This window comes from Priestia sp. SIMBA_032 (assembly GCF_046535215.1).
Classification (GTDB): domain Bacteria; phylum Bacillota; class Bacilli; order Bacillales; family Bacillaceae_H; genus Priestia; species Priestia aryabhattai.
Window position 1 is genome coordinate 109,317 of sequence record NZ_JAWRXD010000002.1, and the last position, 15,043, is coordinate 124,359.

The following is a 15,043-nucleotide window of genomic DNA, read 5'->3' on the forward strand; positions in this document are numbered from 1 at the left end:
GTTTTTTTGTCTATCCGTGAACTTTTTTTGATATTCCCTCATTTGTTCGATACCAAATCCACAAATCATTAATAATAGAAGCAAGTTCTCCTATCTCGCTATTTAATTAACAGGAGCGGATAAAATTAGTCTCATCTTCTAACGCCGCTTGTTTTTGATTAATACTCTTTTCTAAAGATTGAATTTTGTCTGGAATCTGCCCTCGAATGGATTCCCATGTTAGAAGGATATCCTGCTGAACTTTTTCAGAATAGAATGTCCATTCTCTTTCGAGAGCAGGAATTTTTATCCCGATTCGGTTGTCATAAGTAAAAAAGCGCTCCATTTTTTCACCTCTTCCCTTCCATTTTATACAATGACAAAAGCCAGATCTACTGTAAGTGAAAAATAAATCATTTATACTTGGTTTATACATATAAATATACACAGCGTTCAAGACGGTAATATTCATTTATGTCTATTTTTACAGTATTTTAAAAGCTTTTATCCTATTAAATTAAAAAAAATGTGAATTTATATACTTTTTTTTGAATAACTATTGAAAATAGATTAAAAAGTTGTTAAAGTAATAGTAGATTAAATGAATAAAAATTAAAACGGTTGTATTAATATATATATATAATTTGTAGGAGGAATAGATGATGAGTAATCCAAAAGTTGTTTTAGCATATTCCGGAGGTTTAGATACATCAGTTGCAATTAAATGGTTACAGGAAAAAGGGTACGATGTAGTAGCTTGCTGTTTAGACGTAGGCGAAGGAAAAGATTTAAAATTCGTTAAAGAAAAAGCCTTAACAGTTGGAGCTGTATCATCATATGTGATTGATGCAAAAGAAGAATATGCTAATACATTTGCATTAGCAGCACTTCAAGCCCACACATTATATGAAGGAAAATATCCATTAGTATCTGCACTATCTAGACCGCTAATCGCTAAAAAGCTTGTAGAAGTAGCAGAACAAGAAAATGCAGTAGCTGTCGCACATGGATGTACGGGAAAAGGAAATGACCAAGTGCGTTTTGAAGTATCAATTAAAGCATTAAATCCACACTTAGAAGTTTTAGCTCCTGTTCGTGACTGGAAATGGTCTCGTGAAGAAGAAATCGAGTATGCAAAAGAAAAGAATATTCCAATTCCAATTAACTTAGACAGCCCATTTTCAATTGACCAAAACTTATGGGGAAGAAGTAACGAGTGCGGCGTTCTTGAAGATCCTTGGGCAGCTCCACCTGAAGAAGCATATGACCTAACGGCTTCTCTTGAAAACACTCCGGACACAGCGGATGTAGTAGAAATTGAATTCGTTGAGGGTGTGCCAGTAGCATTAAATGGTCAATCTTACACGCTAGCTCAGTTAATTCTAGAATTGAATGAAATTGCAGGTAAGCACGGAGTGGGACGTATTGATCATGTAGAAAACCGTCTTGTGGGAATCAAATCACGTGAAGTATATGAGTGTCCAGCTGCTATGACATTAATTAAAGCACACAAAGAGCTTGAAGATTTAACATTAGTAAAAGAAGTAGCGCACTTCAAACCAGTGATTGAGAAAAAATTAACTGAAGTTATCTACGAAGGTTTATGGTTCTCTCCATTAACAAATTCACTACTTGCATTCTTAAAAGACACGCAGCAATATGTGAACGGAACAGTGAGAGTAAAACTATTTAAAGGGCATGCTATCGTAGAGGGACGTAAATCTCCTAATTCTTTATACAATGAAAAACTTGCAACATATACAAAAGAAGATGAATTTGATCACAATGCAGCAGTTGGTTTTATCTCATTATGGGGTCTTCCAACACAAGTGAGCAGCATGGTAAATCAAAAGAAGGTGACAACGGTATGACCAAACTTTGGGGAGGGCGTTTTACGAAACGCCCTGAACAATGGATTGACGAGTTCGGTGCGTCAATTTCATTTGATCAGCATCTTGTAGAAGAAGATATTGAAGGTAGTTTAGCACATGTAACAATGCTTGAGAAATGCAGCATTCTTTCTGGAGATGAAGCGTTACAAATTAAAAAAGGCCTTCAAACACTGCTTGAAAAAGCTAAGAAGAAAGAATTAACGTTTTCTGCTCAATATGAAGATATTCATTTGAATTTAGAAAAGCTCTTAATTGATGAAATTGGTCCGGTTGGAGGAAAGCTTCATACGGGTCGAAGTCGTAATGATCAAGTTGCTACAGATATGCACTTATATTTAAAAAAGCACGTTCAGCAAATCGTAGGACTGATCGAAAATCTAGAAGATGTGCTGCTTACAAAAGCTGATCAGCATGTCGAAACTATTTTCCCAGGATATACACATTTACAGCGCGCGCAGCCGGTTTCTTTTGCTCATCATTTAATGGCTTATGTTTCAATGTTTAAGCGTGATGCTGAGCGTTATGCGGAATCGCTAAAGCGTATTGATTTATCTCCTTTAGGAGCAGGAGCTTTAGCTGGTACAACATTTCCAATTGATCGTCATTACAGCGCGGAGCTTCTAGGCTTTAATGGAATTTATCAAAACAGTATGGATGCTGTCAGCGACCGTGACTTTATTTTAGAGTTTTTAAGCAACAGTTCTATTTTAATGATGCATTTATCTCGTTTTTGTGAAGAGTTAATTTTATGGTCTAGTCAAGAGTTTCAATTTATTGAAATGGATGATACGTACGCAACAGGCAGCAGTATTATGCCTCAAAAGAAAAATCCTGATATGGCGGAGCTAATTCGTGGTAAAACAGGACGAGTATATGGTCATTTATTTAGCTTATTGACTGTGTTAAAAGGCACGCCTTTAACGTACAACAAAGACTTGCAAGAAGATAAAGAAGGTATGTTCGATACGGTTACAACGATTGAAGGATGTTTGACCATTTTTGCTGGCATGATTGAAACAATGACAGTAAAAACAAATGTTATGGAAAAAGCTACGAAACAAGATTTTTCAAATGCAACGGAGTTAGCTGACTATCTTGCTTCAAAAGGTATGCCGTTTCGTGAAGCACATGAAGTGGTTGGGAAACTAGTTCTCGTTTGTATTCAGAAAAATATCTACCTAATGGATTTGCCGCTTGAACAATATAAAGAAGCGTCAGATTTATTCGAGGAAGACATCTACCATGTATTAAGTCCAAAAACAGCTGTTAATCGCCGCAATAGCGCGGGAGGAACAGGGTTTGAACAAGTAAAAAAAGCAATTCAGCTAGCTAAAGATGAATTGCACGAAAAAACATCGATATAAAAAGTTATCAAAACGTCCGTAGAAAAATCTGCGGGCGTTTTTTGATGTGAGATAAATGGTATAACTAGAGCATTTAAGAAGAAAATAGAAAAGATCATGTAAGGGATTATGAAGTAAAGTGCACATTCGTAAAGAAAATAGAGTGAAAAAGGAGAAGTGACATATGAAAGACAAAAAACATCCGCAGCATGTATATGAATATGATTTTGAAGGAGAAAAAGAGACATCAAGACAGCTAATGGATTCTTATTCAAGCGGCGTCATTGGCGATGCTATGGCTTCTGTAGTTGAAAATCCAGAAGCACAGAGTGATAACGAACTATATGAATAACTACGTGCATATACTGTATATAGACTAAGAAAAGCAGGATTACGCTGAGCTCTATCGAAAGGTAACGTCATAGTAAATCCGGTTTTCTAAAGGATTTGGTGTGGCGTTCTTTTTTCAGTTAATCACTGATATAAGAAAAGAGGGATAAAGGTGAAAATTGGAGTGCCGAAAGAAGTAAAAAACAATGAAAATCGCGTGGCTATTACTCCAGCTGGTGTTACAGCTTTAGTTAACGGTGGGCATGATGTATATATTGAAACACAGGCAGGAGAAGGCTCTGGATTCCATGATGAAGATTACACAAATGCAGGAGCCTCTATTGTAAATACTGCAAAAGAAGCATGGGATGCGGAAATGGTTATGAAAGTAAAAGAACCGATTTCAGAAGAATACGGATATTTTCGTGAAGGACTTATTTTGTTTACGTATTTACATTTGGCAGCTGAAGAAGCATTAACGAAAGCATTGATTGATAAAAAGGTGGTAGGCATCGCTTATGAAACTGTACAGCTTCCAAACAAAAGCTTGCCTCTGTTAACGCCGATGAGCGAAGTTGCAGGAAGAATGTCTTCTCAGATTGGAGCTCAATTTTTAGAGAAAACCAAAGGTGGCAAAGGAATTTTATTAAGTGGAGTTCCAGGCGTGCAAAGAGGAAAAGTAACAATTATTGGAGGAGGAGTAGCAGGGACCAACGCTGCTAAAATTGCGGTCGGATTAGGGGCTGATGTCACAATAATTGATTTAAACGCTGATCGCCTTCGCCAGCTTGATGATTTATTTGGTAAAGAAGTGACGACCTTAATGTCAAATCACTACAATATTGCACAATCCGTAAAAGAGTCAGATTTAGTAATAGGAGCGGTTCTCATACCAGGAGCTAAAGCGCCAAAGCTTGTCACCGAGGAAATGGTTCAAACAATGTCAAAAGGGTCAGTTGTGGTTGATATTGCTATTGATCAAGGGGGAATTTTTGAAACAACTGATCGCATTACCACTCACGATAACCCGACTTATTCGAAGCATGAGGTCTTGCATTATGCTGTTGCTAATATGCCAGGAGCTGTTCCCCGCACGTCGACCTTAGCACTGACCAACGTAACGGTGCCTTATGCTCTGCAAATAGCAAGTCAAGGATATAAAAAAGCGTGCTTAAAAAACCCTTCCCTTCTTCAAGGAATCAACACCCTAAATGGGTTTGTCACTTACGCAGCTGTGGCAGATGCGCACGGTCTAACTTACGCTGATGCAACAACTTTATTAGAGCAAGCATAATAAGGCATGTTTTTACGCAGTTTGTGATATGATAGCCGCGTATTCACTTGTTTTGTAACCAAAACAGACGGGTAGAATATAGAAAAGGTTAGTGTAAAAGGAGAGAATAAATGATGCACGTTTCTTATCATGGACATTCTATTGTTAAAATTGAAACAAAAGGAAAAACAATTTTAATTGACCCGTTTATCACTGGAAATGAATCAACAGATTTAAATGCTGAAGATGTAAAAGCAGATGTGATTTTACTGACTCATGGCCATAATGATCATGTAGGCGACACGGTTGAAATTGCTAAGCGCAGCGATGCACTTGTTGTGGCAGTAGCAGAATTAGCTACATATCTTAGCTGGCAAGGCTTAAACGTACATCCAATGAGCATAGGCGGAGCCTATACATTTGATTTTGGCACGGTGAAATTGACACAAGCTTTCCACGGTTCAAGTTATACAGAAAATAATGAGAAAATTATTTATACAGGAATGCCGGCTGGTTTGCTTTTAACAATTGAAGGAAAGACGATTTATCATGCTGGAGATACGGCTTTATTTTCTGATTTGAAATTAATTGGTCACCATAAACCCGACTTGGCGTTTCTACCAATTGGAAATAATTTTACAATGGGACCTGAAGATGCGGCTATCGCAGCGGAATGGGTGCAGGCAAAGCTTGTTGTGCCAATTCACTACAATACATTTCCTGTAATTAAGCAAGATCCTCATCAATTTGTTGAGTCTTTATCCGGTATTGAAGGAAAAGTATTAAAAGCTGGAGAAGGATTGGATCTTTAATCATAAATAGAGGCTGGGAAAAAATGCTTTCAGTTAAGGTTAAAAAAGAACGAGTAATCGATAATATCGATTACTCGTTCTTTTTTTATTGTTATGGTGAACGTAGGTTTCATGTATGTAGCGGCTTCTAGCTGTTGATTGGAAGGAAAGAGGAAGACTCCTGCGGGAAAAGCGGAATAGGTGAGATCCCGCAGGAGTGCAAGCGACGAGGAGGCTCACCGGCCGCCCGCGGAAAGCGAAGTCTTGCACGGAAATCAACTGCGGTGTCACAAGCGGTTCAGCTCATGTCTCACGTTTGGTCGTGTTTAGATTGAATCGATGCAGTTATATCTCAATCCCTTTTTATTTGCAAAGAAACGTTCTGCTTTTTTTACTCTACTGCATACGATAGTAATAATAAGGAGGGAGAGTTATGGAAAAAAATCGAGTTATTTTATCGCTTTTACTATGCGGAGTGATGCTTTACTATGCAATGCCGCACTTAGTGTTAACAACTTCGAGTTTGCAAGGGATTTTTAGTATAAGCTGGCTTACCTTTGCTCTTTTTGCAGCCGGAGGAAATTTGTCGTCACTACTTTATGCACCGCGCCGTAAAAAGGCAGGTATTCAAAAAAATAGTGTGAGAAAGCCTTTGCGTCAAAGAGGTTAGATTGAATCCATTTCACTTCCCCCGTATAATAAAAGAAAAGACATATGAAACGTAAAAATGTTTTAGAAGGGTGAAGTACACGTGGCGACAAAACATGAGCAAATTTTACAGTATATCGATTCGCTTCCAATTGGTGAAAAAATTTCAGTGCGCCAAATTGCCAAAGAACTGACTGTCAGTGAAGGCACGGCGTACCGAGCAATAAAAGACGCGGAAAATAAAGGATATGTTTCAACGATTGAACGAGTAGGGACTATTCGAATTGAACGAAAGAAGAAAGAAAACATTGAAAAGCTCACGTTTGCTGAAGTAGTAAACATCGTAGATGGACAAGTGCTGGGCGGACGTGAAGGCTTGCATAAAACGTTAAATAAGTTTGTTATTGGAGCGATGAAGCTTGATGCTATGATGAGGTATACCGAGGCTGGAAACCTTCTTATCGTAGGGAATCGAGTAAACGCTCATGAATTAGCTCTTGAAGCAGGCGCAGCCGTGTTAATTACGGGCGGTTTTGATACGGAAGAATGGGTTAAGAAGCTTGCGGATGATCTTAAGCTTCCTATTATTTCAACGAGCTATGATACGTTTACAGTTGCAACGATGATTAATCGTGCTATTTATGATCAGCTGATAAAAAAAGAAATTGTGCTTGTAGAGGATATTTTAACACCCATCTCTGAAGCGGTTAGCTTGCAGTTAACCGATACAATTGAAAAATGGCACGAATGTAACGATCAAACTCACCACAGTCGTTTTCCTGTAGTAGATCAGCATATGAAAGTTCATGGTATGGTGACCTCAAAAGATGTTATTGGATATGATCTTTCCACTTCGATTGAAAAAGTCATGACGAAAAATCCGATGACCGTTCATGGAAAAACATCGGTCGCTTCTTCTGCTCATATGATGGTATGGGAAGGGATTGAAGTGCTGCCTGTAGTAGACGATTATCACCGATTAGAAGGCATTATCAGCCGTCAAGATGTCTTAAAAGCGCTGCAAATGATTCAGCGTCAACCACAGGTAGGAGAAACCATTGATGACATTGTAACGAATCAATTTATGGACGTACAAGAGACAAAAGAAGCACCGGTTTATCGCTGTGAAGTAACGCCACAAATGACAAACTATATGGGAACTATTTCATACGGAGTTTTTACTACTATTGTGACGGAAGCTGCCAATCGTGTTCTTCGCTTATATAAAAAAGGTGATTTGGTTATTGAAAACATTACCGTTTATTTTATTAAACCGGTTCAAATTGAAAGTGTAATTGAAATTCGCCCTAAGCTGCTAGAACTTGGTCGGAAGTTTGCTAAATTAGATGTAGAAGTCTACAACGCCGGAGTTGTAGTAGGAAAAGCGATGATGATGGCTCAGTTATTAGACAGAGTATAAAAAAGAAGCTGCTTTGCAGCTTCTTTTACATTTGATCTGCTTCTTTTATTGCATAAGGCTGATAGTGCTTATAAGCTTTGACACCTGCTATTATGCTGCCTGAACCGAATAATACAAATAATATGCCGATGATAAGCGAAAGGTTTGTTTCGTAAATAAACCATTGATTGATCCCAAAAAATAATACAAAAGAGCCAAGACAAATACTCGACTTAGCGGAAATCCACTTTCGTTCCATTGGGCGTTTCGAACGTACGTATTTTACTTTTAAATACATGTAGAAAACAAAGGACACAACGATTAAAATCATAAAAAATGGCACAGACGCCCCTCCAGTCCGGTGTATTTCTATCCGTAATGTTTCTAGATGCTAGTAATGCGTAGTGTTGAAAGTGTTTACAGTAGTATCTATTATTTTACAGGCCGATGACAGAAAATTCTACTATTGATTGATTCTTCTTTTAAAAAAGAGAAGAGATATGATTTAATAAATAATATGGATACAGCGCTGCGGAAATGTAAGTGCATGTGGTACGTACATAAAACGAGAACAATATTGACAGGAGAGAGACAATGAAAACACAAATATTAGAAGCTATTAAGCAGTTTGACACCATCATTATTCATCGGCACATTCGTCCAGATCCAGATGCATACGGATCTCAGTGCGGATTAGCAGAATTGTTAAAAACATCTTTTCCGGAAAAGAAGGTATACGTAACGGGAGAAGAAGCGGAGTCGTTAAAATTTTTATACCGTATGGATGATATCGCCGATGACATCTATGAAGATGCGCTTGTCATCGTTTGTGATACGGCCAATGAAGCGCGAGTATCAGATCAGCGCTACGCAAATGGAAAAATGATCATTAAAATCGATCATCATCCGAATCAAACTCCTTACGGGGATTTACTTTGGGTTGAGACGTCTGCTTCTTCAACAAGTGAAATGATTTATGAATTTTACTTGGAAGGAAAAGAAAAGGGGTTAGCTCTTAATGATGAAGGAGCAAAGTTAATTTTCACTGGTATCGTCGGTGATACAGGCCGATTTTTATTTCCAAATACAAAGCCAAAAACATTTTGCTATGCAAGTGAATTGATTCAATATGGTTTCAATTTTAAAGATGTATATGATCAGTTATACAAAACAAAAGAAAATGTCGCTCACTTACATGGATATGTGCTGCAAAACTTCACGATGTCTCCAGCGGGAGTTGCCTACATGAAAATTCCGAATGAAATTCTTCGAAAATATAATGTGACACCTGCTGATGCCTCTCAGCTAGTCGGTTCGTTAGGACAAATTGATGGAGTAAAAACGTGGGTGTTTTTTGTGGAGGAAGAAAATCAAATTCGGGTCCGCCTGCGTTCAAAAGAGCTTGTGATTAATACAATTGCCAGAAAATACAACGGAGGAGGCCATCCTCTTGCGTCCGGCGCTTCCATTTATTCATGGGAAGAAGTAGAGCCTTTGCTGCGTGATTTAGAAGAGCTTTGCAGTCAGGGGTAATCTATAAAATAAGCCGTTGATTTTACATCAGCGGCTTTTTATAATACCTTTTCCATCTTTTTAATTCGAATTTCAATTGAAAGCGTTGTATAAAAATAAATTTGATGAACTTCAACTTCATAAATTGTTTTATCAAATTCGTACTTTTTATTTTCAATTGCTTTTTTTAAGATATCCCTGCTTCGATACGCACTTTCAATATCTTGGGCAATTAAGTGCTGTGCTTCTTCATCAACGCTTTTTTGAATATTGTATTCAACGACAGAATTGACTTTATAACGATGACCGTTTACTAATTTTACTTTTACATTTTGAATAATTAAATGCTGTTTCATTTCCTTGTTTAATGCTTTTACATCTTCTTGCCATGCGCTAATTTGCAAATTTGCTTTTTTTAGCTTATCATTAGCAATTCGAATCTCCTCTAGCTCTCTATCTCTTGAAACGCCGTAAATCGTTAAAAACACTCCCCAGCTGACAATTGCTCCAATGACAATACCGGCAAAAAAACGCTGCCAGTCGGAGCGCTTGAACATTCGCTCACTGGGTACCCTCATACAAAGTGCTCCTGCGTTAACCACTTGATGATTAGAGCTCCGGTCTGAGCTCCTCCCATAGCGGATAGAATTAAAAGAATTTGTTTGAATACATCTTTTGTCGCTCCTTCAAAGAGTCCTCGCTCAAAGCTGTAAAACGTATCAAATGTTCCTCCGATGGCTCCGACAATGGCCCAGATTTTTAGACTATTGCTGAGGGTATGCATGACGTACAGGGGAGATTTGCCAATTAAAAACCCCGCAAATGCTCCGATTAATGAACCTCCTAAAATAATGCCTAATGAAGTAAAGTAGCTCCAAATAAAAAGAGACATAAAAGGCTCTTTTGCCATGACGCGTCCTCCTTTGCTATTTTATTGATAACTCATGCTTCCTACATATATATGGACAAACGTTCAGAGTTATGTAATTTGTCTACGCTCGCAACAAAATTTATAATGAGAATAAAGAATTAAAGAAAGGTGGGAAGTCCTGTGCCTTTTGTTCACTTACAGCTTCAAAGTTCTTATAGCTTACTAAGCAGTTCTGTTCGTATTCATGAACTTGTAGAAACAGCTAAAAAAATGAACTATGAAGCGATTGCTTTGACCGATGAAAATGTAATGTACGGAGTCATTCCTTTTTATAAAGCCTGCGTGAAAGCGGGGATTAAGCCGATTATTGGGCTCACACTATCAATTTTGGAACATGAAGAAAGCGAGCAAGCGTATCCTTTAGTTTTGCTAGCAGAAAATGATAAGGGCTATGAAAATTTATTAAAACTAAGCAGTTTAGTTCAAACAAAGGAAAAACACGGTGTAAAGAAAAAATGGCTCCAGCATTATAGCAGCGGGCTGATTGCTATTACACCTGGCGTAAGGGGAGAAGTAGAAACTCTGCTAGCAGAAAACAAGCTTCAAGATGCAAAGCGAGTGCTTCAATTCTTTAAAAAAGTATATTCTCAGTCTTTGTATATATCGATACAGCGCCACGGACAGGATGAAACTTTGATAAATCAGCAGTTAACGGAGCTTGCTGCTGAAGAAAATGTCCCGCTCGTAGCAACGAATCAAGTGAAATATTTAAAAAAAGAAGATCGGGACGCATATGATTGCTTAGCGGCTATTCGAGACGGAGAGAAGTTACATAGCGGTGAACAGGTGCAAGAAGAAAGCAGCGAGTACTATTTCAAATCACCTCATGAAATGGAAGTTCTCTTTCATGATCAGCATTTTTTAATAGAAGAAAGTATAAAAATCGCAAGACGATGCGAGCTTAAAATTTCTCTAGGCGTAATGTCCATTCCAAAATACCCTGTTCCTCCGTCAGCTACATCATCAATCTACTTGCGCACTCTTTGCGAAAAAGGACTGCAAGAAAGAGTTCAAGTGATCACGGAACAATACCAGAAACGCTTAGATTATGAGCTGAACATTATTGAAAGTATGCGCTTTAGCGATTACTTCCTTATCGTGTGGGATTTTATGAATTATGCTCATGAACATAGCATTTTAACAGGTCCAGGTCGTGGCTCAGCGGCGGGCTCACTAGTTTCATACGCCTTACGAATTACAAATGTTGATCCAATTCAGCATCAGCTTCTCTTTGAGCGCTTTTTAAATCCTGAACGTATTTCGATGCCTGATATTGATATCGATTTTCCCGATAATAAACGAGATCAAGTCATTCAGTATGTGGCTCAAAAATATGGAGCGCTGCATGTAGCTCAAATTATTACATTTGGAACATTAGCGGCTAAAGCAGCCGTACGTGATGTAGGAAGAGTGATGGGATTTGATCAAGAGGCGCTAAACAAAATGTCCAAAGCGATTCCAACTAAACCAGGTACAACGTTAAAAAGTGCTCTTCGTGATTCAAGAGTTCTTCAAGACTATTTATCTGAAAATGAAGCCCGAAAGCAATGGTATAACATTGCCATGAAGATAGAAGGTCTGCCAAGGCATACTTCAACACACGCAGCAGGCGTTGTGATCAGTGAGAAGCCGCTGACGCAATCTATAGCTGTACAAGAGGGACATGATAATGTATATCTGACTCAATATCCAATGGAAGCTCTGCAAGACGTTGGGCTTTTGAAAATGGACTTTTTAGGTTTGCGCAACTTAACCATTTTAGATCACATTTTAAAGAAAATTGAGCGGGACATGAATCAAAAGCTGTCACTGTCTCATATTCCATTTAACGATGAGAAAACTTTTGAACTGCTGAGCAAAGGAGATACGACAGGGATTTTTCAGCTAGAGTCAGATGGAATGAGAAGAGTTCTTCAGCAATTAAAACCTACAGAGCTAGAAGATATTGTAGCAGTTAACGCGCTGTATAGACCCGGTCCGATGGAAAATATTCCAACTTATATTAAGCGCAAGCACGGAGTGGAGAGCGTCATATATGACCATCCTACGCTTCAAGACATTTTACAATCCACGCATGGCGTTATCGTGTATCAGGAGCAAATTATGCAGATTGCTTCAAAGATGGCTGGTTTTTCTCTTGGAGAAGCAGATTTATTGAGAAGAGCAGTTAGTAAAAAAGAACGAGCCGTGCTTGATCGTGAACGAGCACATTTTGTTCAAGGAAGCGAGAAGAAAGGATATGACCTATCCGTTGCTAATCGGGTCTATGACCTTATTGTGCGTTTTGCTGATTATGGCTTCAACCGGAGCCATGCCGTTGCTTACAGTATGGTGGCTTATCAGTTAGCTTATTTAAAAGCACATTATCCGCTACAGTTCTTTTCAGCGTTGTTAACGAGCGTTATTGGAAACGAAGGGAAAATTGCTCAATATATTAATGAACTCAAAAGAAAAAAAATACAAGTTCTCCCACCTTCTATTAACAAGAGTATGTATTCGTTTAATGTAGAAGGTGAAAGAATAAGATATAGCCTTGCAGCGATTAAACATATTGGTGCGGCAGCTATGCAGGAAATAACAGAAGAGAGAAAGAAAAAAAGATTTGAAGACTTATTTGATTTTTGTGCACGTGTTTCACCAAAAGCTGTGAATAAAAAAGCGCTTGAAGCTTTGATTTTGTCTGGAGGCTTTGATGAATTTGGAGAAAATCGAGCAACTTTATTAGCAACGATTGATGTAGCATTTGAACATGCAAGCTTGGTACTCCCTGATGATGACTTTGGATTTGGAGCTGAATTTTCGTTAAAGCCTAAATATATGGAAAAAGAGGAACTGAAAATAGAAGATCGGCTTCAGTATGAAAAAGATATGCTAGGTTTTTATTTATCAAGCCACCCTGCTTCTCAGTATGAAGCACTAAATTCATTTTATTCTGTTGTTTCTCTTCACGATATGAAAGAATACGCTTCAGGAAAAGCGGTCTCTCTTTTAGTATTTGTGTTGGAAATTCGCGTCATTCGCACGAAAAAAGGAGAGCAAATGGCCTTTTTGCGCATCACGGATGAAAGTGGAGAAGGAGAAGTTGTTGCATTTCCCCGCGTATTTGAGCAAAATCGTCTGCTGTTTGAACAAGGTAAGGTTTTACTAATACAAGGAAAGATAGATGAAAGAAATGGACAGCAGCAAATCGTTTGTCAACGTGCTGAAGCTGCTAGCGAAGCGGTTCAAAAACTACCGTCAGAAGAATTGTACTTACGTATAGAAACAAAGCAAGGTACGGAAAAGCTGCTTCATACTATTTATCAGCATTTTCAGTCTCATAGAGGGAAAATCCCCGTGAAAATTTATTATGAGGCAGAACGTCAATTGGTCAAGCTTCCTGTCCACTATTCTGTTGAACGAAGCGATGAGTTGATTAAAACTTTAAAAGCAATGCTTGGAGAAAAGCACGTTGTATTCAAGAAGATATAGTCTTTACAGATTTCATGTGATGTTATATGGTAAAATAGTTAAAAAAGTGGTCTGACCACCGTTTTTTTATAAAATATACGAATTAGATGCGTTTTTCTTGAAATGAAATGCAATTGGATTTATAACATCATATGAGTGTGGGAAAGAACATGGTTCAGGCGCAGTATTTGTTATCATTTTGTTTATTGGGAGTGAAATTCATTGTCTTTACGTGAAGAAGCATTGCATATGCACCGCATTAACAAAGGTAAACTAGAATCAAAGTCCAAAATTCCTGTTCGAAACGCAGAGGATTTAAGCCTTGCTTATTCCCCTGGTGTAGCAGAACCTTGCAAAGAAATATATGATGATGTAAACAATGTATATGAATATACGATGAAAGGAAATATGGTAGCTGTTGTATCTGATGGCACTGCCGTATTGGGCTTGGGCAATATAGGCCCTGAAGCTGCTCTGCCAGTAATGGAAGGGAAAGCTGTCCTTTTTAAAAGTTTTGCCGGCGTAGATGCATTCCCAATTTGTTTAAACACGACAGATGTGGACAAAATTATAGAAACTGTTAAATTGCTAGAACCTACTTTTGGAGGCGTTAATTTAGAAGATATTGCGGCTCCTAACTGTTTTGAAATTGAAGAGCGGTTGAAAAAGGAAACAAATATCCCGGTTTTTCATGATGATCAGCATGGAACGGCTATTGTTACGGTAGCGGGTCTTCTTAATGCCCTGAAGCTGACAGGAAGAAAAATGTCACAAATCAAAGTGGTAGCGAATGGAGCAGGAGCTGCTGGCATTGCTATTATTAAATTATTATACAGCTATGGAGTGCGCGATATTATTATGTGTGATTCCAAAGGAACGATTTATGACAAGCGTCCTCACGGCATGAACCGTATAAAAGATGAAGTTGCAGCCTATACAAATCGAAGCAAAGTAGAAGGTACGTTAGCCGATGCGTTAGAAGAAGCTGACGTATTTATTGGAGTTTCGGTTGAAGGAGCACTCACACCGGAGATGATTGGAAAGATGAATCCAGACCCAATTATTTTTGCAATGGCAAATCCAGTGCCTGAAATTATGCCAGAAGAAGCTAAAAAAGCTGGCGCGAAAGTAATCGGCACCGGACGTTCAGATTTTCCTAATCAAGTGAACAATGTCTTAGCTTTTCCGGGGATATTCCGAGGTGCACTAGATGTGCGTGCTACTCATATTAATGAAAAAATGAAAATGGCTGCGGTTGAGGCCATTGCTAATTTAATTACGGAAGAGGACTTGAATACAGACTATGTGATTCCAGGGCCATTTGATGCACGAGTGGCTCCGGCAGTAGCCGCCGCTGTTGCAAAAGCAGCTATGGAAACAGGCGTTGCTCGAATAAAAGTAAAGCCAGAAGCCGTAGCTGAAAATACACGTCGTTTAGCGATTATTGAATAAGGTTACATCAACTGTTCTTTGACAGGCATGATGCTTCAAGCAT

The 15,043-nt window shown here is 38.4% G+C and carries 14 protein-coding genes and 1 pseudogene; 11 read left to right on the top strand and 4 right to left on the bottom strand.

The features are described 5' to 3' along the window. Window positions 1-10: 10 nt before the first annotated feature. Window positions 11-325 (bottom strand): annotated as a pseudogene (locus SB717_RS06495) (hypothetical protein). A gap of 316 nt (window positions 326-641) precedes the next feature. Between SB717_RS06495 and SB717_RS06500 the strand changes: the two are divergent. The 8 genes from SB717_RS06500 (at window position 642) to SB717_RS06535 (ending at window position 7,676) form a co-directional block, all read left to right on the top strand. Further along, on the top strand, window positions 642-1,850 hold the full coding sequence (locus SB717_RS06500; RefSeq protein ID WP_033579611.1) for an argininosuccinate synthase: 1,209 nt from the start codon (window positions 642-644) through the stop codon (window positions 1,848-1,850). Then, a complete protein-coding gene (gene argH / locus SB717_RS06505; RefSeq protein WP_074677787.1) occupies window positions 1,847-3,235 on the top strand; it encodes an argininosuccinate lyase in 1,389 nt (462 codons plus the stop codon). Before SB717_RS06500 ends, argH begins: the two co-directional genes overlap by 4 nt. A 163-nt stretch (window positions 3,236-3,398) precedes the next feature. After that, entirely contained in the window at window positions 3,399-3,566 is a 168-nt protein-coding gene (locus tag SB717_RS06510) for a hypothetical protein (RefSeq protein ID WP_013059463.1), read from the top strand. A gap of 150 nt (window positions 3,567-3,716) precedes the next feature. Continuing rightward, window positions 3,717-4,838 (top strand): alanine dehydrogenase, encoded by a 1,122-nt coding sequence (gene ald, locus SB717_RS06515; protein WP_013059462.1) that lies wholly within the window; start codon window positions 3,717-3,719, stop codon window positions 4,836-4,838. A 113-nt stretch (window positions 4,839-4,951) separates the two neighbouring features. Next, window positions 4,952-5,629 carry a metal-dependent hydrolase gene (locus SB717_RS06520; protein WP_410903647.1) on the top strand — a complete coding sequence of 226 codons (678 nt, stop codon included), beginning with the start codon at window positions 4,952-4,954 and terminating at the stop codon, window positions 5,627-5,629. A gap of 134 nt (window positions 5,630-5,763) precedes the next feature. Then, window positions 5,764-5,943 (top strand): hypothetical protein, encoded by a 180-nt coding sequence (locus tag SB717_RS06525; RefSeq protein WP_410903482.1) that lies wholly within the window; start codon window positions 5,764-5,766, stop codon window positions 5,941-5,943. A gap of 98 nt (window positions 5,944-6,041) precedes the next feature. Beyond that, complete coding sequence (locus tag SB717_RS06530) at window positions 6,042-6,278, top strand: hypothetical protein (RefSeq protein WP_074677783.1); 237 nt, start codon at window positions 6,042-6,044, stop codon at window positions 6,276-6,278. 81 nt (window positions 6,279-6,359) lie between these two features. After that, window positions 6,360-7,676: a CBS domain-containing protein gene (locus SB717_RS06535; RefSeq protein ID WP_074677781.1), complete on the top strand. Its 1,317-nt coding sequence runs from the start codon at window positions 6,360-6,362 to the stop codon at window positions 7,674-7,676. A gap of 25 nt (window positions 7,677-7,701) precedes the next feature. Here SB717_RS06535 and SB717_RS06540 read toward each other — a convergent pair whose 3' ends face one another. Next, window positions 7,702-7,998: a YtpI family protein gene (locus SB717_RS06540; protein WP_045291198.1), complete on the bottom strand. Its 297-nt coding sequence runs from the start codon at window positions 7,996-7,998 to the stop codon at window positions 7,702-7,704. Window positions 7,999-8,249: 251 nt separating this feature from the next. On the opposite strand from SB717_RS06540, the gene SB717_RS06545 reads away from it, so the two are divergent. Continuing rightward, window positions 8,250-9,188, top strand: coding sequence for a DHH family phosphoesterase (locus SB717_RS06545; RefSeq protein ID WP_410903483.1), 939 nt, complete (start codon window positions 8,250-8,252; stop codon window positions 9,186-9,188). A gap of 38 nt (window positions 9,189-9,226) precedes the next feature. Here SB717_RS06545 and ytrI read toward each other — a convergent pair whose 3' ends face one another. After that, complete coding sequence (gene ytrI / locus SB717_RS06550; protein ID WP_045291194.1) at window positions 9,227-9,745, bottom strand: sporulation membrane protein YtrI; 519 nt, start codon at window positions 9,743-9,745, stop codon at window positions 9,227-9,229. Next, a complete protein-coding gene (ytrH, locus tag SB717_RS06555) occupies window positions 9,742-10,077 on the bottom strand; it encodes a sporulation membrane protein YtrH (protein ID WP_045291192.1) in 336 nt (111 codons plus the stop codon). The genes ytrI and ytrH overlap by 4 nt, the downstream gene beginning before the upstream one ends. Window positions 10,078-10,218: 141 nt before the next feature. Between ytrH and dnaE the strand changes: the two genes are divergently transcribed. Together dnaE and ystJ are read left to right on the top strand one after the other, a co-directional pair. Then, on the top strand, window positions 10,219-13,569 hold the full coding sequence (gene dnaE, locus SB717_RS06560) for a DNA polymerase III subunit alpha (protein ID WP_410903484.1): 3,351 nt from the start codon (window positions 10,219-10,221) through the stop codon (window positions 13,567-13,569). A 201-nt stretch (window positions 13,570-13,770) separates the two neighbouring features. Next, window positions 13,771-15,000: an NADP-dependent malic enzyme gene (gene ystJ, locus SB717_RS06565; protein WP_013059453.1), complete on the top strand. Its 1,230-nt coding sequence runs from the start codon at window positions 13,771-13,773 to the stop codon at window positions 14,998-15,000. Window positions 15,001-15,043 lie beyond the last annotated feature (43 nt).